General features: G+C 35.1%; 18 protein-coding genes. 5 read left to right on the forward strand and 13 right to left on the reverse strand.

Features of this window, described 5'->3' with window-relative positions; genetic code table 11:
- The first annotated feature begins 6 nt into the window (after positions 1 to 6).
- On the forward strand, positions 7 to 1473 hold the full coding sequence (locus M899_RS01705) for a hypothetical protein (RefSeq protein WP_021269702.1): 1467 nt from the start codon (positions 7 to 9) through the stop codon (positions 1471 to 1473).
- Here M899_RS01705 and M899_RS01710 read toward each other — a convergent pair.
- Both M899_RS01710 and M899_RS01715 read right to left on the reverse strand, forming a co-directional pair.
- Positions 1452 to 2828, reverse strand: a complete 1377-nt coding sequence (locus M899_RS01710) for a lytic transglycosylase domain-containing protein (protein WP_021269688.1) — start codon at positions 2826 to 2828, stop codon at positions 1452 to 1454. The genes M899_RS01705 and M899_RS01710 overlap by 22 nt on opposite strands.
- Positions 2816 to 3994 carry a patatin-like phospholipase family protein gene (locus M899_RS01715; RefSeq protein WP_196801713.1) on the reverse strand — a complete coding sequence of 393 codons (1179 nt, stop codon included), beginning with the start codon at positions 3992 to 3994 and terminating at the stop codon, positions 2816 to 2818. Before M899_RS01715 ends, M899_RS01710 begins: the two co-directional genes overlap by 13 nt.
- A gap of 141 nt (positions 3995 to 4135) precedes the next feature.
- Here M899_RS01715 and M899_RS01720 point away from each other — a divergent pair, with 141 nt between their 5' ends.
- Both M899_RS01720 and ligA read left to right on the forward strand, forming a co-directional pair.
- Complete coding sequence (locus tag M899_RS01720; RefSeq protein ID WP_021269642.1) at positions 4136 to 5614, forward strand: hypothetical protein; 1479 nt, start codon at positions 4136 to 4138, stop codon at positions 5612 to 5614.
- 2 nt (positions 5615 to 5616) lie between these two features.
- A complete protein-coding gene (ligA, locus tag M899_RS01725) occupies positions 5617 to 7506 on the forward strand; it encodes an NAD-dependent DNA ligase LigA (RefSeq protein WP_021269672.1) in 1890 nt (629 codons plus the stop codon).
- On the opposite strand, the gene M899_RS01730 is transcribed toward ligA, so the two are convergent.
- Positions 7499 to 8929, reverse strand: coding sequence for a phospholipase D-like domain-containing protein (locus M899_RS01730; RefSeq protein WP_021269676.1), 1431 nt, complete (start codon positions 8927 to 8929; stop codon positions 7499 to 7501). The genes ligA and M899_RS01730 overlap by 8 nt on opposite strands.
- Positions 8930 to 8991: 62 nt before the next feature.
- Here M899_RS01730 and radA point away from each other — a divergent pair, with 62 nt between their 5' ends.
- Positions 8992 to 10359: a DNA repair protein RadA gene (gene radA / locus M899_RS01735; RefSeq protein WP_021269649.1), complete on the forward strand. Its 1368-nt coding sequence runs from the start codon at positions 8992 to 8994 to the stop codon at positions 10357 to 10359.
- On the opposite strand, the gene M899_RS01740 is transcribed toward radA, so the two are convergent.
- Both M899_RS01740 and M899_RS18495 read right to left on the reverse strand, forming a co-directional pair.
- On the reverse strand, positions 10354 to 11844 hold the full coding sequence (locus tag M899_RS01740) for an FGGY family carbohydrate kinase (RefSeq protein WP_021269656.1): 1491 nt from the start codon (positions 11842 to 11844) through the stop codon (positions 10354 to 10356). The two genes, radA and M899_RS01740, sit on opposite strands and share 6 nt — an antisense overlap.
- 11 nt (positions 11845 to 11855) lie before the next feature.
- Positions 11856 to 12056 (reverse strand): hypothetical protein, encoded by a 201-nt coding sequence (locus M899_RS18495; protein WP_034727357.1) that lies wholly within the window; start codon positions 12054 to 12056, stop codon positions 11856 to 11858.
- Between the two features lie 65 nt (positions 12057 to 12121).
- Between M899_RS18495 and M899_RS18165 the strand changes: the two genes are divergently transcribed.
- On the forward strand, positions 12122 to 12667 hold the full coding sequence (locus tag M899_RS18165; RefSeq protein ID WP_021269690.1) for a peroxiredoxin family protein: 546 nt from the start codon (positions 12122 to 12124) through the stop codon (positions 12665 to 12667).
- On the opposite strand, the gene hutI is transcribed toward M899_RS18165, so the two are convergent.
- The 8 genes from hutI to M899_RS01790 are packed head-to-tail and all read right to left on the reverse strand — an operon-like array spanning position 12659 to position 21115.
- Complete coding sequence (gene hutI, locus M899_RS01755) at positions 12659 to 13879, reverse strand: imidazolonepropionase (protein WP_021269692.1); 1221 nt, start codon at positions 13877 to 13879, stop codon at positions 12659 to 12661. The two genes, M899_RS18165 and hutI, sit on opposite strands and share 9 nt — an antisense overlap.
- 2 nt (positions 13880 to 13881) lie before the next feature.
- Positions 13882 to 15432 carry a histidine ammonia-lyase gene (gene hutH / locus M899_RS01760; RefSeq protein WP_021269667.1) on the reverse strand — a complete coding sequence of 517 codons (1551 nt, stop codon included), beginning with the start codon at positions 15430 to 15432 and terminating at the stop codon, positions 13882 to 13884.
- A gap of 1 nt (position 15433) precedes the next feature.
- Positions 15434 to 16081, reverse strand: a complete 648-nt coding sequence (rpe, locus tag M899_RS01765; protein WP_021269679.1) for a ribulose-phosphate 3-epimerase — start codon at positions 16079 to 16081, stop codon at positions 15434 to 15436.
- Positions 16081 to 17031, reverse strand: a complete 951-nt coding sequence (gene fmt / locus M899_RS01770; protein WP_021269701.1) for a methionyl-tRNA formyltransferase — start codon at positions 17029 to 17031, stop codon at positions 16081 to 16083. Before fmt ends, rpe begins: the two co-directional genes overlap by 1 nt.
- Position 17032: 1 nt before the next feature.
- Positions 17033 to 17629, reverse strand: a complete 597-nt coding sequence (def, locus tag M899_RS01775; RefSeq protein WP_021269650.1) for a peptide deformylase — start codon at positions 17627 to 17629, stop codon at positions 17033 to 17035.
- 40 nt (positions 17630 to 17669) lie between these two features.
- On the reverse strand, positions 17670 to 19301 hold the full coding sequence (locus tag M899_RS01780; RefSeq protein WP_021269664.1) for an ArnT family glycosyltransferase: 1632 nt from the start codon (positions 19299 to 19301) through the stop codon (positions 17670 to 17672).
- Positions 19302 to 19308: 7 nt separating this feature from the next.
- Positions 19309 to 20415, reverse strand: coding sequence for an LptF/LptG family permease (locus M899_RS01785; RefSeq protein ID WP_021269674.1), 1107 nt, complete (start codon positions 20413 to 20415; stop codon positions 19309 to 19311).
- Positions 20387 to 21115, reverse strand: coding sequence for a hypothetical protein (locus M899_RS01790; protein WP_021269665.1), 729 nt, complete (start codon positions 21113 to 21115; stop codon positions 20387 to 20389). Before M899_RS01790 ends, M899_RS01785 begins: the two co-directional genes overlap by 29 nt.
- Between the last annotated feature and the right edge of the window lie 2 nt (positions 21116 to 21117).

A 21117-nucleotide genomic window follows, 5' to 3' on the forward strand; every position in this document is an offset into this window, starting at 1 on the left:
GAGATAATGATGAAATTATTATGCTTCCTATTCATACTTGGTTCGATTCCAGCATTTTCTACAGAAAAAGAGCAGACTCTTGATCCATTATTTGTTGAATCGCTATTTACAGCAATTCATACAGATAATTGGGTAATGTCATATTACACAAAAAAAGATTATGCGAAGGTTGAAAAAAACGAAATTGGAAATGAAGTTGCCATAAATATTGAAGGTGATGAACTTATAACTGACGAAGTTACAAATAAGGCCAGTGCAACAAAAGAAGAAGTGAATCCCGGGCTAACAGACTTAGAGAAACTTGTAGATACGCTGAGTCCTGGACAAAAAATAAAAAAATCAAATTATTCTTCTACAATTAAACTGAAGGCAAATTCATACAAATTAGGCTTTGGTGCAATAAAAGATCAAAAATATGAAGTCCTAAATGTTGGAACAGGTGATTTATCTTATCCAACTAAAGGTGTGACAGAAATTAATTACGATATTGCAAAAGAAGGATCAATTGTTCGCTATATGGTGGACGGAAAGAGCCTTGTGCCGCTTTCGTTTGAGGTTGGGTTATACTTTGGTCAAACAGAGTTTGAAATACCTCTAATTGAAAAAGAGAGCTTCTTGCGCTTTGTGGATAGATATTCAAGTGATGCCTATGGTGGTGCTCTTCTTGTTGATCTCTATGACAAACTAGAAACTGCTGAAATTGACCGTCCTTATGTTGAAAAAATCTATCTAACTGATGATTTTAGGAAGACAACACAAGATAATGATTATCGTTACCTTTTATTTCTTGGAATCGATCAAGGTAATGCTTTATTACAAGTGCAGACTATGGATGGGCTTTATGCTGAAAAAGTAATCAATATCCAAAATGATGAAATATTTTTTGAGTATCCAGTTGTTGCAGAAGGCGAAGCTAAGGAGTTTAACTTATTTGAAGAGAGTATTCTTACAAATAAAGTACAAGAACTTAATATTCGCAGTGGGATTTATCAATTCAATTCAAAAAACAGAGCAACTGAAGTTGGAATTAATCGTTATAAAATTAAAACGACATTTAGAATTAGCGGTATGAAAAATATGCTTGAGTTTGAAAATGATCGTGGAAATGTAATTGTTAGTTATAACGATGAATCAAATGTTGTCTTACCTTCGCAAGAGTATCAGCAATACTTAATCGATCTTTTTGATCTTGGATCTATGGAAGAAAATTGTATAGTTGAAATTAGACCATCAAAGAAAATTAAAAATATTAGGTTTGACTCATTTGATAACAAAGGGAAGATGCCTACCGATCTTTATTATTTTGATGAAGATGGGATGTTTGATTTAGAGCCAAGTGAATTAACAACTAAAGCCTACTTTATTGGTGATGGTCCAGGTGTCATTTACTCTGAGATTGAATATATCGATGGCAAAAAAGATTATCTAAAAACTTATTGTTCTAAAAAAACTTATCTAATCGAACATTTTTGAAGCTTTGAATACTTCACCCAATTAATAGGATATCTCTCTGTAAGGAGAGATTCCTGTAACTTCTGATACTTCTTTGAATTTAGAGTGATATCACTGAAGACAATTTGACCTCGTGGATAAGCAATAGTCTTGTTTTTAAAATGATAGTTGTAATAGCCAATCATTGGTGAACTTTCAGTAATTATCTTCAGAAAGTGATCAGGTCTAAACTTACATAAAGTAATATAAGGATCAATGATACGAGGTTTCGTTTTCTTGAAAAGTTCATACTCATCTTTAAAAAAATAATCCATATATGTAAGAGTATAGGCCAGAGCGAGGAACTCACTATAAAAATTTTCTGCAGCGAAACCTATATGGGGATGGTCGTACTTTTTGAGAATGTCTTCTAATTTGGCGTCTTTGTCTTTTAATTGTCGTTTGGCCTTGAGAAAATGTTTCGTTCCAGAATTATAGGCAGCAACTGCAAGCGGCCATGTTCCGAGAATCTTATGATTTTGCTTTAAGAGATGAAGAGCAGATAATGTTGATAACAATACGTTATAAGAATCATTTATATTTCGATCACTATGCATAAAGGTCTTTGCGATATAGGGCATGAATTGCCAAACACCATTTGCACCCACCTTACTTCTTGCACGAATATTAAAAGAGGATTCTAGGAATGCAATTGCGACAAGCTCCTTTGGAACATTGAATCTTTGGATATAGTCATCCATCGTATGCTTAAAAGGGATATAATATTTAATTCCAGTACTTATATTATCACGTTGACCAGTTTGTGAGCGGATATTGCTTGAAAGTGATTTAAAGAAAATTGCACGCTTGTTTTTGTTTTTAGGAATTATAATTTTAAGCTCTAAAAGGCGGGCGAGTATCCTCTTTTCTAATTCACCTTTATTTCTACCATTGGCAAGATTTCGGAATGCCTTTTTATATTTAGTAATCTCTTTATCAACTTGTTTGTTTTGGTAGAGATATCTCTCATGTGAGTTTGAGATTTTATTTTTTAACTTAGAAAATTCCATTTCTTCATAAACAATATTTAAGTTCTTTTTGTCATGTATAACAACTGAAGTGCTTGGATACTTTGTATAAATATAGAACCAAAATTTTGTACTATTATAAAAAAACTGAGGAACTTTAAAATCAGGAGCAACCTTATCTTTCGGGTCGTTTATTAAATTATCAAAAACAGAATCTTCTTTCGGATCAATAAGAATAGTTGCGTCATCGAGCTCTTTTCCGTAAACAATTTCAGTAATAAGAGAAATATCGTTCTGTAGAAAATTTTCTGGAACGAGAGCATGGATATTAACTGTGAATAGTGCGAAAAATAGAACTAACTTTCCCATTCGTGATGCTTGAATACTTCCATGGTGCGTTTATAACCAGCGGTAACGAGCTCACTAGTTTTTGCAGGGTTTAGAGAGAATGAATTCCTAAAAAATATTTTATATTGCTCGTGTTTAGGAAATATATCGATTAGGTGAACATTAGGTCTATAATCGAGCTTTCTTTCGAGGATAGAAAGAATTTTTTTTCTATGAATTTCATCCATGCGATTACTTTTCATATAGTCACTTACCGTATTAAGAATATCTTCCGCAGTGGCCCTTCTTGCCCTAGAAGCAACAATCTTTTTTTGGATCATAAGATAGATTGCTTGCATTGAAATTGCGGGAAGGCCGTAATTAATCAGAGATCCGATCTCATCATGGAAATGATAAGGAGTGTGGGTCCAACTACTAATGATGAACTCACAATTATTATCTATTGCAACGTGTGTTGATAAAGTCTCACGTATTTCGCCATCGATATAATAATCAGTCTGCCCCGTTTTCGGGTTTTTAATTGGGTGAGGCGAATAAAATGGTGGAACACTCATGCTTGCTGTAACAGCTTCCGAAATAGGAATTCCAGTATAGTAACAGGCCGTAGAATCATGACTAGGACTTGGATAATTGTACTTACTGAAAATAACCTTTCGCGAGTGATCGAGTTGTGTGGCCACGACAAACATATCGGCCAAGTAGGATTCAAATGTGTCCTCAGTAATAATATTTTTAGTTATATATTCATGAAGACCTTGTGTTGAAAAAATACCAGATAGATTCAACACAGGATTTAAAAACTTTTTGAGCATGTAAGGGAAGCCCTCGAGGGGATCGTAAAAATCAGTATTACGTCCACCTTTCATAGGGTGCTTAAGAGATAGCATATCTTTATAAGTGATACTCTTAATTTTGCCGTCTTTTGATTTGCCAATAAATGATTGAATAATATCGACGGGTCTGTAGCCACTAGCAAAGTACAGATTAATTAGTGAGCCAGCAGAGCTACCAACATATGTAGAAATTTCTAAATCTGTTTGTGCAGATGAATTACTTTTCAAGGTGAAACCTAGTTCTTCAAGCGCGTGGGCGACACCCAAATGCCAAGCAGCGGCCTTTACAACACCACCAGAAAGAACTAAGGCCACTTTTTTATTGCGAAAATTATTTAAATCTACTCTTTGCATGAGAATAGTATAGTTGGGAACTAAAATATAATAAAGAAATAGTCTATAATTTTGTAGAGTATGTTTGAGTAGTGAATCAAAACACTCAGGCATTAGTATCTTTGAAAAGTAATGTGATATCATTAGTATGACTAATAAACTATGAGAGAAATTAAAATGAAAGGAATTGTTTTAGCTGTTTTTCTACTACTGTCATCAACTGCATTTGCAACTCAATCAATGCGTAGATGTATGTTACTACCTATTTCTGATCAGGTAGGAGGAAGTGTTGGTTTTAAAGTATTTGAAGAAGTTGAGAGATACTTAAAAGATTCTTCATGGTGTTACTACGAATCAAATTCTGAAATTCTGAATATTTTATCTAATTACAAAAATTCACTTCATGAATCACTAGAGAACCCAGAAGTACTAAAAATTATCTCTGAAAAATCAAGAGCTGGAACATTGGTAAAAATAGATTTGAAATTTTATCCGAAAGGTAGTGATGTTCTCGTAAAAATAATAGGTGAAAACGGGAAAGATGTTTATTTCATAGAAAAAACATCACTCGATAGTAATGATCCTGTGATCTTGGGTCAGACAGTAAAAAACTGGCTAGAAGTGTATGAAAAAAATATTCCATACGATGGTTTAGTAACTGGTGTTTTAGGAAATCAATTCACTGTAGATATTGGAAAAATGTATGGTCTAGGAGTTGATAGAGATATTGAAATTAGAAGAATAAAAAGAAAAAGAAGACATCCACTTTTAAAAGAGATTGTTGATTGGGAAACAGTTAAGGTTGGTGAAGCTAGAATATTTCATGCCGCTGATACACAGGCCCAAGGGAAAGTTATAAAGTATGATGATAATCGACGTACACAAATTGGAGACTGGGTTCTGATTAAAGAGTTAGCTAGTGATGATGTCAAAGCAAAGTATAACGAAGTTAAAGAAGATGATAATAATTTTGGTAAACTTGGTAAGGCCGGAGTTTTCTTTACTCTAGGATCAGGAAGCGTTGCTGTTACTGGAGGAAGTTCAACTAAGAAGATGAGTGGCCTATTACTTGGAATAGATCTTGAAACAGAATTGTGGCTAACAAGAAAATATTGGGTAGGTTTTGATCTAACAAGAAAGTTTGGATCATATAGTCAAAGTACGGGCTCACTACAATCTGATTCAAATTCGATGTCATTTGGAAGTTATAAGTTAAAGGCCGGTTATAAATATCTTCCCCTAGGATTTTTCTATGGACCACAAATTGATGGATATATTGGTTATGCATCTAATAACTATGGTTTAGATACACAGGCCAATGATGGAATTACAGAGGTAACGTTTAGTGGACTATTATTAGGTGGTAGAGGAAGTGTGCCAATTGCAAACGAATATCGTATTTATTTAGGGCTAGAGTTTATATTGGGTCCATCTTATGAAGAAGAAGTCGCTATAAATGGTGGTGATGATTCTGCATCGAACTTTGAGCTTGAAATTGGAGGTAGCTATCAATATAGTCCCTCTATGCAATTTGAAGCAGGTTTGAATCACCTTAATAGTAAGGCGAAATTTAAAAATCCTGATAAAACAATGAACCTAAAAGATACCTCTTTGAGGGTCGGAGCAACGTTTAATTTTTAAATATGAAGAACATTCAAGATCTAGAAAAGAAAATCCTATATTACAAAGCGCTCTACTATCAAGGGCGCCCAGAAATAAACGACATTGAATATGACAAACTGGAAGAAGAGCTTAGAAAGCTCTCTCCAGAGAGTCATGTATTAAAAGTTGTTGGAAGTGTTGCTACTGGGCTAGATAAAGTGAAGCACGATAAGAAAATGCTTTCACTTGATAAGACATATGTAATTGATGATCTAATTTCATGGAAAGGCGATCATGCAATTGTGAGTATGTTTAAAATTGATGGTATTAGCTGTTCTATATTGTATGAAGATGGGAAATTTACTTTAGCAAAAACGAGAGGTGATGGATCTTTTGGAGAGAATATAACTTCAAAGGTTCAGTGGATTTCAAATGTTCCTCAAATCATTTCATCAAAAGGTAGAGTGGAAATTAGAGGAGAACTTTTTTGTACAGAAGAAGATTTTCTCAATTTATCTAACGAAATGGTTTCTGCCGGTCTTGAAAAACCTACTTCTCAAAGAAATATCGTTGCTGGACTAATGGGTCGTAAAGATCACTTAGAGCTATGTCGCTATATTAAATTTAAGGCCTTTGATATTATCCGCGAAGATGAGTTTGAAGTTCGAACAGAAATGGATAAGTATCATCTCCTAAAAAAAGAAAAGTTTGATGTTCTAAATATCGAATTACATAAAGATGCTAAGGCCGTTGAAAAAGTAATTGAAGAGGCGAGAGAGTTTATGGCCGAGGGTGAATATCAAATCGATGGATTGGTATTTGCTTATAACGACCTGGCCCTTCATAGTGCCCTTGGTGAAACGGCTCACCATCCTCGATATAAGATGGCCTTTAAATTTCAGGGTGAATCAAAAACAACAATCATTGAAGACATTGAATGGTCTGTTTCAAGAAATGGAATTTTAACTCCTGTGGGGATTGTAAAACCGGTCGAACTTAGCGGAGCAATGATATCAAGGGTTACGTTACATAACTATGGTATGGTAAAGCAGTTTGAACTTAAAAAGGGTGATGAAATTGAAATCATTCGCTCGGGTGAAGTCATTCCCAAATTTCTATCAGTTGTAAAAGCATCAGAAAATAAATTCGAAAGACCATGCCACTGCCCAAGTTGTGGAAGAGAAGTTTTTGAAGTCGATATACGACTTTTGTGTAAAAACGAAGAATGCCCGGCAGTAGTCTTAGAGTCAATTTTGAATTTTGTTCAAAAAATTGGCATTGATGATATTAGCGCTAAGAGACTTGAGGAGATGATTAACAATAAAATCATTAGAAATATTCCAGATCTTTATAGAGCAACAGAAGAAGATTTTTTAAAGCTGGATAAAGTTAAAGAAAAGTTAGCTACTAAATTTGTAACATCCATCGAAAAATCTAAAAAAGTTGATCTAGTAAAATTCTTATCGGCCCTAGGAATTTCTGGTGGGGCCATTAACAAATGTGAAAGAGTCGTTAATTTTGGTTTTAATTCAATTGATAAAATTTTAGGCCTTACAGTTGAGCAACTTGTTATGATTGATGGATTTGCTGAAAAATCAGCGACAGATTTTATTCAGTCATTGCAGAGTAAAAGAGAACTTATTTTAGAGCTTAATAAAATCGGATTCAATCCAAGTTTTGAAATTGTTTCAGCTGAGGACACTGTTCTCAAAGGGCAAGTTTTTGTCATCACAGGAACTTTATCGGAAAAACGAAGTGATATTGAAAAGCGAATAAAGCTCAATGGCGGAAAAACAGCAAGTGCAGTATCATCTCATACAAATTACTTAGTCTGTAATGATAAAAATAGTTCATCATCAAAAACTAAAAAAGCAAAAGAATTAAATATACCGATTATATCTGAAGAAGAGTTGAGCAAGATGTTTACTTAGGTAAACATCCTGCAAATTTCTTTTTAGAAACAATATACACAGAACAATCTCGCATGTTCTTATACTGATTGAATGGAAAACCATATTTTTTTTGAATGTGTTTTTGCAATGCCTGTATTTCAAACCAATCTAAAGAGATTGGTTTTTTTGTATGAACGTACACCGCATCTTCTGCCGCGAAACTCTTTTCAGCTGTAAGAAGAACTGATTCATCACCGCGACCATAATCCCAAAGATAATAGAAATCATCAACGAACGTCTTTGTAAGTTCGATGAATGATTTTCCATGATAGAAAACAAGATTATCAAATTGCGTGTTTTCGGCCGTATCACTGAAGTTATATGACCCTGTTATGAGAACAGGATTCTTTGTTTCATGATCGATGATGATCGTTTTATTGTGATTCATTTGTGAAAAACGAATATTTGGTAAAAAAGAATAGTACTTAAATCTAATCGGAGGGTTTTGACCAGGGAAGAGCTTTAACCATTCACGGGCCATATAAGAAACTAATAATTTTGTACTCTTTGGTGAATATTCTTGATTATCAGCTACAATTTTAACTTCAATTCCATCATCTTTGGCACGCTTCAAAATTGCATCGGCCAAATCTTTGTGAACGAAATGGTTTACATTCAAATAGATTGATTTTTTGGCCTTGTTGATTTCATTTAAAACGGCTTCTTTAACAACTTCTGTTTTTATTTTTTTATTATATTTACGTTTTAAAACAGAATAGATGCCATCCTTCTGAGCTTGTTCAATTTTTGGGTTTTCAAGAAATTCAAAATTCTCTGTACTCGAAATCATATTCACTTCTAGGTCTTTTCCTTCATCGAAATCAAAAATGATTTTATCTGAGACTTTGTCGTCTTTAGAAAGATAATCAGAGCTAGAATTCCATATGTTAGAAAATTCTTTTTTAAACTGAGAAAGGATAGATGAATACTTTATATCTAATTCTTTTCCTTCAAAGAATACAAAGGATTCATTATATGTAGAGTGGGCCTTGCTAGAGAAGTTCGCACTGGTGTTTACTAAAAAAATATCATCAACGATAGTAAATTTAACATGCGATTTTTTTGCAGTTTTTTTGAATTCTACACATTTTGATTCAAGTTCTTCCATTCTCTTTTTTGTTGCAGCTGTTTTGAACAAATCACTATGAATCGCGACTTTTACTTCGGCGCCATTAGTACATGCAGCAGCAAGAGCATTGTCTAGGCTAACTTCAGACCAAGAATAAATTGTCACATAGACATATTTTTTTGCATTTGAAATTCGGTCATAAATAATATCAAAGGCTTCTTTACCTGTTCGCGGTGAAAACTTTGAATAGATTGTCTCTGTCGATGAGGGTGCTCTGTCAAGATGAGAGCAACTAGCGATTAAAAAAACAAGAAGTAGAGGTATAAGTTTCATAAAAATAATCCTACAATAAGTACTAGAAGACTTATCGGACTTAAAGATAAAGGGTTGAGCTAATGGCCAAGAAAAAATCAACTGTATTTACATGTAATAATTGTGGACACCAAACGGCAAAATGGTTGGGAAGATGTCCTGATTGTGGTGAATGGAATTCGTTCGAAGAGGAGTTATTCACCAAGCAAACTGTTAATATTACAAACAGTTCAGTTATTGGCAGAAGCGAGCCACCTAAATTAATTAGCGAAGTAGAAAAGTCGGTTTATGAGAGAGTTAAAACTGGTATTGGAGAATTTGATAGAGTTGTAGGCGGTGGAATTGTAAAAGGTAGCTTACTTCTTATTGGTGGAGAACCAGGTATTGGTAAATCAACCTTACTCACAGAACTCATGGCAAAACTATCGGACTTAAAATCTGGTAATGTGCTGTATGTCTCAGGTGAGGAAAGTGTTAATCAAATTGCCGATCGTTGTAAACGAATTGGTGTTGATGAGAGTAATTTCTATATTTATAACGAAACTAGTTGGCAAAAAATTCAAGAACAAATTCATAAGATAAAACCCCGTTTTATGGTTTTGGATTCAATTCAAACTACGACTTCTTCCGAAATCCAATCTGCCCCAGGAACAGTTTCACAAATTCGTGAAGTAACCTATGAGCTTATGAATCATGTGAAATCTAACGGGATAACATGTTTTGTAATTGGTCACATCACAAAAGATGGAGCTATTGCTGGTCCAAAAATTCTTGAACATATGGTTGATACAGTAATCTATTTCGAAGGAGATCAATTCGGCCAATATAGAATGCTAAGGGCCATTAAGAATCGTTTCGGAAATACAAATGAAGTTGGAATTTTTGAAATGGGCGAGGGTGGATTGATTGAAGTGAAAAATCCAAGCCAATACTTCTTAGATGAACATCTAGAGGGTTCATTTGGTCGAAGTTTAAGCTGTGTCATAGAAGGTTCTCGCACATTGTTTATCGAAGTTCAATCTCTCGTTGTTGAAAATAAGTATGGTAACGGTAGAAGAACGACTCAAGGAATAGATACAAATCGACTTGCAATGCTAGTAGCTGTAATTGAAAAATATATGGGAATACCGCTTGGTTTTAATGATATTTATCTAAATGTTGTAGGTAATATGAAACTTACAACTAGAGAAAGTGATCTTAGTGTGATTGCTTCTTTATTGAGTTCCTATCGCGCTAAACCTGTAGATGGTGGAACGGTCTTCGTTGGTGAAGTTGGTCTAACTGGTGAAGTTAGAAGTGTGCCAAGAATGGAAATGAGATTGAAGGAATTGGCCCAGCTAAATTATAAAAAAGTTGTTACCAGTGCTAAAGTTGCTTCAGAATTTAAAGGAAAATACTCTCTTGATATCATTGGCATCAAGAGAGTACAGGAGCTTGATAAGCTTTTATAAGAACATTTTTTTAACGCTATTTTGCCAGTAAACTTTCTTTTCTTGGCAGTAGTCTGAAAGTGTATTGTCTGGGGTGAAGGTTCTATCTTCACGCCAGAGTTCACTGATTTGACTGAATGAAAGTTTCTCCATTCCAACAAGTGCACCGAGCGCGGCACCATAGCCTGTTGTTTCAATAACTTCAGGACGAATAATTTTTAAATTTGCAAAAGTAGATTGTAGTGACAAAAGTAAATTGTTAGCAGTAGCACCACCATCAACGCGTAGTTCTTCAATTTTATGTTTAGAATCTTCTTCAAAAGCAGTAATAATATCATCAATAGATAATGCTATACCTTCTAGGCAGGCCCGAGCGATATGAGCTCTTGAAGTGTCTCTCGTTAAACCAATGATGGCCCCCTTTGCTTCTGGATTCCAAAATGGACTTCCTAAACCTGAGAAAAAGGGCATGAAAAGAATATGTTTCATCTCATCCATATTTTTTACAGTTTGCGAGAGTTCTTCAATGGCGCTGGCGGAGTCAATGAAATTTAAATTATCACGAACCCATTGAACTGCAGCACCAGCAATATAGCAGCTACCCTCAAGGGCATAATGATTAATGCCTTTGTGTCTGAAGGCATTGGTAGATAATAACCCGTTTTCAGATTTAACAATTTCCGTACCAGTATTTAGAAGAAGAAATGCCCCTGTACCATATGTGCATTTCATATCTCCTTTTGTGAATCCTGCTTGGCCAAAAAGGGCCGATTGCTGATCACCGATTAAGCAAGTGATAGGGATACCATCCGGAAGAAAAGCTAAACCTTTTGTCGTACCGAAATGACAAAAAGTATCACAAATCTCAGGTAATATTGATTGAGGCACTTCTAAAATATCACAAAGTTCTTCATCCCAAGAAGATGTTTGGAGATCCATAAGAAGTGTTCTTGAGGCATTTGATGTATCAGTTTTAAAACTATGGTTGCCTGAAAGTTTATACAATAAATATGTATCTATTGTACCGACTCTAAGGTCATTGTTTGCGAGTGCAGATTTAACAGCATCGTTATTTTTTAATAGCCAGTTGATTTTTGTACCAGAAAAATAAGGATCGAGCGGTAAACCAGTTTTTGATTTGAAAAGGCGATTATTGCCACCTTCTTGAAGGCGTAAACAAAACTCACTTGTTCGGCGATCTTGCCATACAATCGCTTTTGCTAGAGGCTTACCGGCCTTATTAAAGGCGCATGTTGTTTCACGTTGATTCGTAATACCAATCGCTTCGATTGCACTAGCATTTATTGAGTTTTTATCGAGTAGTTCTTTAACGGCCATCGAGACAGAGTGCCAGATATCATCAAGATCGTGCTCGACCCATCCTGGCTTTGGATAATGTTGAGTATATTCAAAATTGATCTTATCAATAATATTTAGTTTCTTAGAATCAATCAGAAGCGCTGTTGTACCAGTCGTTCCTTGATCAATGGAAAGGATAAATGACATTTAGACCTCTTTTATAAAACTTGGATATTAGATGGAGTTGGGGCGGCAATAATTTTTATGAGTATGGTCCATCGCTCGGCCACTTGGCCATTTACACCTCTAATCATGATATAGGAAAGTGTAATCATTATTGCAATGAGGAGTAAGAATTCTAGAAATGTCTGACCACGTTCGTCGGAAAACTTCTGGTCAAATTCGTTCTTGTCGATCATTTAGAGATTTTCTGATATACTCGCTTAGTAATAGTTCTATTTTAGTAGCTGGAACTCTAATAACAATGAAGAAATATTTACCTTGGATCACAGTATTAGTTTTATTGTCGGTAATTTTATTACCTCAATATTCTAACGTCTTTAAATCAATCGCGAAACCTTCTAAAACAGAACAGAAGATCAATTCTCTGTATGAGAATAAGTTGAAAACGATAAATGCAAAGACATTTGATGGTAAAGACATTGATGGCAAGAAACTGCAAAACGTTGTAATCTTGAATTTTTGGGCCAGCTGGTGCCAACCATGTCTCGAGGAATTCCCAAGTCTAGTTGAACTTAGAAAGAGTTTCAAAAACGAAGATCTTTCTATTGTTGCCATTTCTTCTGATAAAGAAGATTCTGAAAAAGAACTTAAAAAAGTGATTAAAAAATTCGGATTAAATTTTGATATAATTCCTTTTTCGGACGGCAAAATAATTGATGAATTTATGATTCAGGCAATTCCAATTACTATTGTCTTCGCTAAGGGTAAAGTTCAAAAAGTTTACAATGGCGGAGTTGATTTCAATTCAGAAGAATTCAAAGAGCAAATAAAGGCCTGGTTAAAGTAACGAGGCCTTGAAGTTTCTTCCCCATGAATATGTAATTTCATCTACAGAATCTACTGCAAAACATGAGAATCTTGGTTTTAGACCAGGAATGATCGCTCCTTGTTCTCTTAAATCTAATGCATGAGCAGCGTTTAGTGTGATGGCCGCCCAAAGTTCAGTGAGTGTCATTTTATAATGTGGGGCTGCGAGGGATGCTACAAGTATGACGTTGTCGCAATGACATGATCCAGGATTATAATCAGAGCCGATGGCAACTTTGACTGAAGCATCTAAAAAAGCGCGAGCTTTCGCTTGGGGCTTACCAAGAAAGAATCCTGTTCCCGGAAGCAGTGTCGCTACAGTAGAAGATTGCGCAAGGGCCTCAATTCCATCTTTTTCTGTGCAAAGTAGATGTTCAGTACTCGAAGCACCAGAAGTTGCAGCAAGGACTGCGCCCTTATTATCAATAAACTCGTCAGCATGGCTCTTGAATTTCAGACCAAGTATTTGGGCCATATCAAAAAGTTTTTGTGTATCTTTGTTATCAAAGTACCCAGCTTCATGAAAAATATCGACAAAATCTATTCCAACGCCGTCGTCTACCAGCTTTTTCATGAGTGGAATAACGACTTCATCTAAATATGCAGACGAACTGGCAAAAGATTTTGGAACAGCGTGAGCGGCCATATAAGTATTGATGATTTGTATTCCTAGCGATGCATACTTTTGTTTTAGATCATCAATAATAAGAGAACACTCGTATTCTTTATCAAAATTTAAACCATAACCACTTTTGATTTCAATTGTCCCTACACCATATGAATTGATTCTCTCAATTCTCTCACAAGCAAGATCAAATAATTCGCTTCGAGTGAGCTCATTAGTCTTGTTCATTGTGTATAGAATTCCACCACCGGCCTTGGCTATGTCTTGGTAATCAGCACCATTTAGTCTCATTGAGTATTCTTTGGCGCGATTGCCTCCAAAAACAAGGTGTGTGTGACAGTCTACTATCTCAGGTAGGAGAACATGCCCTTTCTTATTTAGGTAAGGAATATTCTTATAATTTTCTGGTAGTTCTTCATCAGCTCCAACCCAAATAATTTTTTCTTCATCAAAAACAACAGAACCATTTTCAATAATAGAAAGATCGCAATTTTTTAGATTGCGACCATCAAGTTCATGAGCTTTTTTTAATGTAATAATTTGATTGAAGTTACGAAGAACTTTCATTGTTACCTCAACTCGCCAGCGTGAGTTTCAATGGCCGTTAAAATTTCACGTCCTTCGATTAGGCGAACAAGTTTTTCCATATCTTTGTAGAAAATTCTGTCTTCTTCAATTGGGCGAATATGTTTTCTAACAACGTTACGAGCTTCCTCAATAGCAGGAGAAGATTTCTGTGTTTGAAAATCTAGGGCCTGAGTATTACAAAGAAGTTCAATTCCAAGAACTTGTTTTAAATTGAAAACAACTTCATGAAGCTTTCTTCCGGCCGTTACACCCATAGAAACGTGGTCTTCTTTATCTGTTGATGTTGGTACAGAGTCAACAGAAGCAGGATGACATAGATATTTATTTTCAGATGTAAGAGCTGCAGCAGTTACGTGAGCAATCATAAGTCCACTGTTTAGTCCTGAATCTTTAACGAGAAATGCAGGTAATTCAGAAAAAGTTGGATTCATCATTTTCTCAATTCTTCTTTCAGAAATATTACAAAGCTCAGCAAGACCCATGGCCAGATAATCCATGGCAAACGCTAAGGCCTCTCCATGGAAGTTTCCACCAGAAATAACTTTGCCTTCTTGAACAAAAATAAGTGGATTGTCAGTTACGGCATTAAGTTCTGTTGTAATTACATCTCTTGCATGGATTAAAGTCTGGCGACAAGCACCGTGAACTTGAGGTACGCAACGAAGAGAATATGGATCTTGAACCTTAGTACATTCTCTATGAGAATCTTTAATTTCAGAACCTTCTAAAATATTATTTAAATTAACAACGACATCTAATTGACCTGGGTGAGGTTTCAAAGATGTAATTAATGGATTGTAAGCAGAATCAGTTCCTTGCACACCATCTAAAGTCATCGCCGCAACAACATCAGCAAGTTTCATTAAATCTGTACCTTCATGAATAGCAAGTGCACCAAGTGCAGTCATTACAGCTGTACCATTAATTAGGGCAAGACCATCTTTTGGACCTAGTACAGCTGCTTGCTTCTTTATTTGGTCAATTGCAAAAGAAGAGTTAACGATTTTACCTTCATACTCAACTTCACCTTCTCCGATTAATGCAAGGGCAATGTGTGATAGAGGAGCAAGGTCACCTGAAGCACCAACAGATCCTTTTTCCGGAACAACTGGAGTAACACCGTAATTGATAAAATCAAGAAGGAGCTGAACAATCTCTGGGTTTACTCCGGAGAAGCCAGATGCCAAACAATTTGCTCTAAGAACCATAATTGCACGAGTAACTTCTCTGCTAAAAGGTCTACCAACACCTGTACAATGAGAGCGAATTAGGTTGACTTGAAGTTGTGCAAGATCTTTTTCAGCAATGTGTTTGCTTGAAAGGGCGCCGAAACCTGTATTAATACCGTAGACAGGTTTCCCTTTTTTTACAATATCAAATACAAAGTCACGAGACTCTTGCATTCTTTTTTTAGAGTCAGAAGAAAGTTCTAACTTAATATCACCGATTTTGGCGTGAGCAATTTTATAAACTTGTTCAATAGTTAACGTAAATCCATCGATTTGAATTTCTTTTGCGTCTGTAAAATTCATTCTATTTCCTTAGAGATTCGATATTTAAAATATATGTTTCAGGTTTGTTATTAAAGACATATGAACCAGCGACTAAATTATCCGCACCGGCATCTGTAAGCATGTGAGCATTAGATCCTTTAATTCCACCATCAACTTGGATTGTAAAATTAAACTTTTTTTTCAGTGAAGAAAGTTTTTCGATTTTATCAAGAGAACTTTCTTGGAAAGACTGGCCACCGAAACCAGGCTCTACAGACATAATTAATACTAGGTCAAGTTCTGAAAGAATATCATCAGTAAGAACATCGACAGAAGTATTTGGCTTAATAGAGATACCAACGCTTTTGTAATGTTTTTTTGCTTCTCTTATTAGGTCTATGGGATTTGATACAGCTTCAATATGAAAAGTGATATTGTGTATACCGAAATCCTTCATCTGATCGATATGGAACTCAGGATTTGTCACCATTAGATGAGCATCTAAAGGAAGCTTTGTAATTTCAGATATTCTTTTAATTACAGGTATGCCAAAAGTTAGATTTGGAACGAAGTGACCATCCATAATATCTAAATGGACCCATACGTCTTTGACATTTTCGATAACAGAAATTTCTTTTTCAATATTAACAAAATCACAGGCCAAAATGCTTGGTGAAATAATTGTCATTAGAGATCCCCATTAATTAAAATTGGCTCTTTTGAATTCTGAAGACCATTTAACAAATCAGAATCTAGGCAGGCCTTTTTTCCCTCAAGCTGAATAAACTTCAAACGAATCGTACAGTCTTTGGCACCCACAAGGATTTGGTTATAAACAACTTCTGTCTTACCCGGTATTAATGTTGAATGATGTTTTTCAATTTCAAAAACTTTAAGTCTCTTCTTTCCTAGAAAACAGTAACAACCCGGCCATGGGTCTAAGGCACGTAGTCGATTTGTGATTTCTTCAAATGTTTGTTCTTTGAAATTGAGAAGTCCATCCTCTTTTTTTAGAGTCGGAGCAAAAGTAACAAAACTTTCGTCTTGTTGGGTGTATGTCACTTTATCTTTAGAGATATCTTCAATTAAATCTGCACAAGATAAGGCCGCTTGGAACTTTAATCTTGTATAGAGAAGACCACCATTTTCATATTCAAAAATTGGTACTGGATGAGAAATCGCAAGATCGCCAGCATCCATTTTCTTAACCATCTTTTGTATTGAAACACCTGTTTCTTTATCGCCATTTAAAAGAGCGTATTGAATAGGCGCGGCCCCTCTAAATCTAGGAAGGACAGATGTATGGATGTTGAAGCATCCTAGCTTTGGCATATTCAATATTTTATTACCAAGAAATTGAGCGAAAGCAAGGACTACAAAAAAATCAATATTTTCATTTTCAAGTTTTGTTAAAAAGTCAGCTTCTTTATTAATATTTTCAGTTTGAAAAAGAGGAAGCTTATGAGCTTTGGCAAATTCGGCCACTGGCGGGCTCTGTAGGTTTTGACCACGCCCGGCCGGTCTGTCGGGCATTGTGATAACGTACTTGATATTTATTAGTGGGTGAGTGCTTAATAGTTCTAATGTTGGAACAGAAAAATCAGGTGTCCCACAGAAAACAACATTAAACTTTTTCATCTTACAGGCCTTTTTTCTTTTTTAGTTTTAAGAATTTTTTTGCCAGAAGATTTTTCTTGAGAAGACTTAGGCGGTCAATAAATACAATTCCGTCAAGGTGATCGTTTTCATGTTGCATGCAAACGGCACGAAATTCATGAATCTCTTCAGAAATATGATTTCCGTCTAGGTCTTGATATTCAACAACTAGAGACTCAGCTCTTTTAACTTCTTCATAAATACCTGGAAGAGATAGACATCCTTCTTCACAAATTTGCTCACCAATTTTTTGTTTAAAAACAGGATTAATTAAAACTTTTGGATTGAAATTTGAAAGCCTGTAATCTGTTGTACCATCAGCGAGGGTTACTTCTTCACGATCGTAATCAATGTCCATAACAAAAACACGGATACTTTTACCAACTTGCGGTGCTGCTAAACCAATTCCTGGTGCCATGTACATTGTATAAAGCATATTTTTAACGAATGTTTTTAACTCATCATTAAATTCAGTAACGGGCTCGGCAACCTTTTTAAGAATAGGTGCAGGGTAAGTAAAAATAGTGAGGGACTCGCCCTCTAACTTATAGTTTTCTAATAGATTTTGTGTCGTATTCATGGACTCTTTATAGCACATTCGCGCCGCACAAGTCCAATGATTATGGGTTGTAGTCCGTGTTCTTAATGAGGACCATAGGCTCTTTTAACGAATCGATATTACCTTGTTTTAATGCATCCATAATGTGCGCTAAAGTTCTTCTTCTTTTCCATACTTTCCATTCTTCAATAATAACAGTGTGTTGGCCTAAAGCTAATTCATCAAAATTACTTTTGTAAGTAATGGCATAAGTATGATTATAGGCCATATAGCTTGAGAGTTTATCGCGAGGTACTGCTTCTACATCTCTATTGAAGGACTCGGAAACAAAATAAGGTTTGTGCACAGTCGATACAATTTTGTTATTGCCGACGACATCAATAACCTTACCTGGAACAAGAGGTAGTGTGAATGAAGGAATAAGTATGGTCCAAAATGAACCAAACACAAGTGCCGCACAAAAGAATTTATAGATATTTGCTGATTTATTTGCAAAAAATAAAGCACCAACGATACATGAACCCATTGCAAAAAGAATACTAATGAGATGGTATGTATTTGAATGGATATCCTTAAGTGTTAAAGAAACTGCTAAAAAGAAAACTAATACTAAAAGAAAAATACTTATTAAATAGCATAGAAAGTTAAAAAGCTGTCTTCGTCTAGGAGCAAGGTCTACTAGAAACGAACTCTTGTAGATAAGAATTAAGAAAAAGGGAATCGAAGGTACAGCATAGTGATGTGACCTTTGGCTTGGAATTAACCATAAAACAAAAAAGAAAAAGAAGTTCAAAAAAACAAACATAAAATTGTCGTTAACAATTTCTGATCTATTGATGTCTTTTCTATCAAGGAAGAAATAGTAAATAAATGGAATGAAAAATGACCATGGGAGAGCATAAATAATTAAACCCTGGAAAACATGGCGAATTGGATAAGACTGCGCCGTAAACTTTCCAACATTTTCACGTAAGAAAAAGTAGTTGAAAAATTCACTGCCATACTTTGTGTAACAAGCGATGAACCAGATTGAACCAATTAGTAGTGAAAGAAGAGTCCAATAAATACCTTCTTTCAATATGATTTTTTTGCGAGTGTAGTAAAGATAAATTTGATACAGGAAACTGCCACCAACGGCCATAACAAGAGAAACTGGTCCTTTCACAAGTATTGAAAGGCCTGTAAATAAAGCAGCTAGTACAAGATATCGTTTAGACTGTGTATTGATATAGTCGAGGAAGTATAAACTTCCAAGTGCAGTTAAGCAGGCGAGAGGTATCTCCATCATATAAATACGGCCGTATTTAAAAAAACAAAAAGTTGAGAGGAAAAAAAGAAATGTCGTTAAGAAAGATGCATTAAAATTTCTTTTAACCCATAGAGAGAATCCAAAAATAGAAAAAAATGTTAGAAGTAGAACGGAAAGTCTGGACATGAAAAGACTCGGTTCTCCATCAATTGCATAAAAAGGCATCGCCATCCAAAAATGTAGAGGTGGCTTAGACCAATGTTCCGCTCCCATATAAAGTGGAGTCATGAAACTTTTAGCGTTGAACATTTCTTTTGCAATTTGAAGATAGAAACCTTCTGTACCTTGTCTTAGACCGTTTATATTTCCTAAATCAATAAAGTAGAAAATAATAATTATTAAAATGGCAAACAAAGTAAAAAGAAGGTTTCTAGATTGGCTCATTATAGACCTATGTCAATTTCCGGTTTTTATAAAAGTAAGTTGCTAAAAATAGCATAAATATAATAGGCACGCTAAACGTCGATGAAATTGGATCAAGTTTAGAGTTCACACCTAGTTCGATACTGTATGAATTAATCAACCAATATGCAATTGTGAAGACAAAGACAAAAAGAATATTCTTACCAAATGAACTATTTCGCCTATTGGGATTAAAAATAGGAACGCAGGCCAGTAGTGAAAATACGATACAAATTACAGCGCTTGAAATTTTTTCATAAAAAACTACAAGGTACTCATTAACATTTAATCCAGAAGATTTGATATTCTGGATATATTGATAAAGTTCAGCATGATTTAGTGTCGTAATATCTGCTTCGATTTGACTGAAATCATCTAATGTCTCATTGAGCTTAATCTCATATTCAGGGAAGGTTTTCATGAATGGAAAAGTGGGCTCATCGATTTTAGAAATAATTGTTACATTTTTTCCCATCCATCTGCCATCTTCAGTGTAAATAACTTCATCTGCGAATACCTTTCGAGCAAGATGATAATCATTTGAATAATAGTAAATACTCGTGTTGATGATTGTGTTTGTCTTAGAATCAAATTTTATGAAAGAAAAATAGTAATCTTTACTTTTATACCAAATAAGACCGCTTCCAATTGTAGACGCCTTTATCCCTTTTGATTTTAGGTTTCTAAATTTAGCATCGGAGTTTTCAATTAGAATGTGACGACGCGATTTTACAAAAGGTTCTACGTAGGCCCCGATGAGAAACTGGAATAGAGCGACAAAAATTGAAACTTGAAAAATATTTATAAGAAAGTTTTTACGTGAAAAGCCTGCAGCAAAAATAGCTGTGAGCTCATTTCTATTTTTTAATTTGTTGATTGAAAAAAGGGATGCAATCAAGCATGAGATGGGAATAACTCTGTTAAGGGCCGAGGGTAACTCGAGAAAATAACTCATGATAACTTCAACGGCCGTAATATTTTCCCTTAGAAAACCATTAATCAATGTTCCAACGGAAACAAGGATTAGAAAAACAATGAAAGAGGCCAAAAAGAAGCGCAGCCACTCTTTAATGATGAGTTTTTTTAATGCGTGCATATTTATAGATTGTATCAATACCTTTAATTAAAGGTTTGAATAAAAATTTTGTTAATACTTTGTTTAGATAATCATTTGAACGAAGAAAATCAATGAGAATAGGAGACTTCGCATAGTAAATCTCAACAAATTTTCTCCCCAAATAAATTTCTAATAGCTGATTCTTTAGCTCGCGAAGATTAGTAAGAAGAACTTCGTCTTCTGGAAAGCAATGAGTGGCAATGAAACAGGCCTTGGAATTAACATAAATTCTATTATAAGCTTCTTGAAATGCAGGAAGATTATAGGCCCTTCTTCTTTTTACAAACTTTTTAACCATTTGAGCGTTAATATGCTGGAATTTGAAACCAGTAGAGAAGCGCACAAATTTTTCAAGGCATCTGACAGACTCGTGTCTTAATCGAGGTGATCTATCGTAGGCCTTGGCCAAATCCCAATAGGCATGGCTTATAAGTAAAAGTTCAGCAATATCTTTTTCAGGATCAAAATGTTTAGGACCTAAATCTTCTTCTGTAGTGAAGTGATAGGCCGCAAGTGTATTTAAATAGGTGTTGTATCTTTCAACGGCCTTTGGAATATCACCGCGAGCTGAAAATTCTTGTGCTCTTTTAAGAACAGTAAGTCTCTCGCGATAGGCCATGAGCATGGCCTGAGAGCGTTTTTCGCCTTCTTCTGCTTGATTAGGTTTTTTGCCGGCCATGA

The sequence above is a fragment of the Bacteriovorax sp. BSW11_IV genome (assembly GCF_000447755.1).
GTDB lineage: Bacteria > Bdellovibrionota > Bacteriovoracia > Bacteriovoracales > Bacteriovoracaceae > BSW11-IV.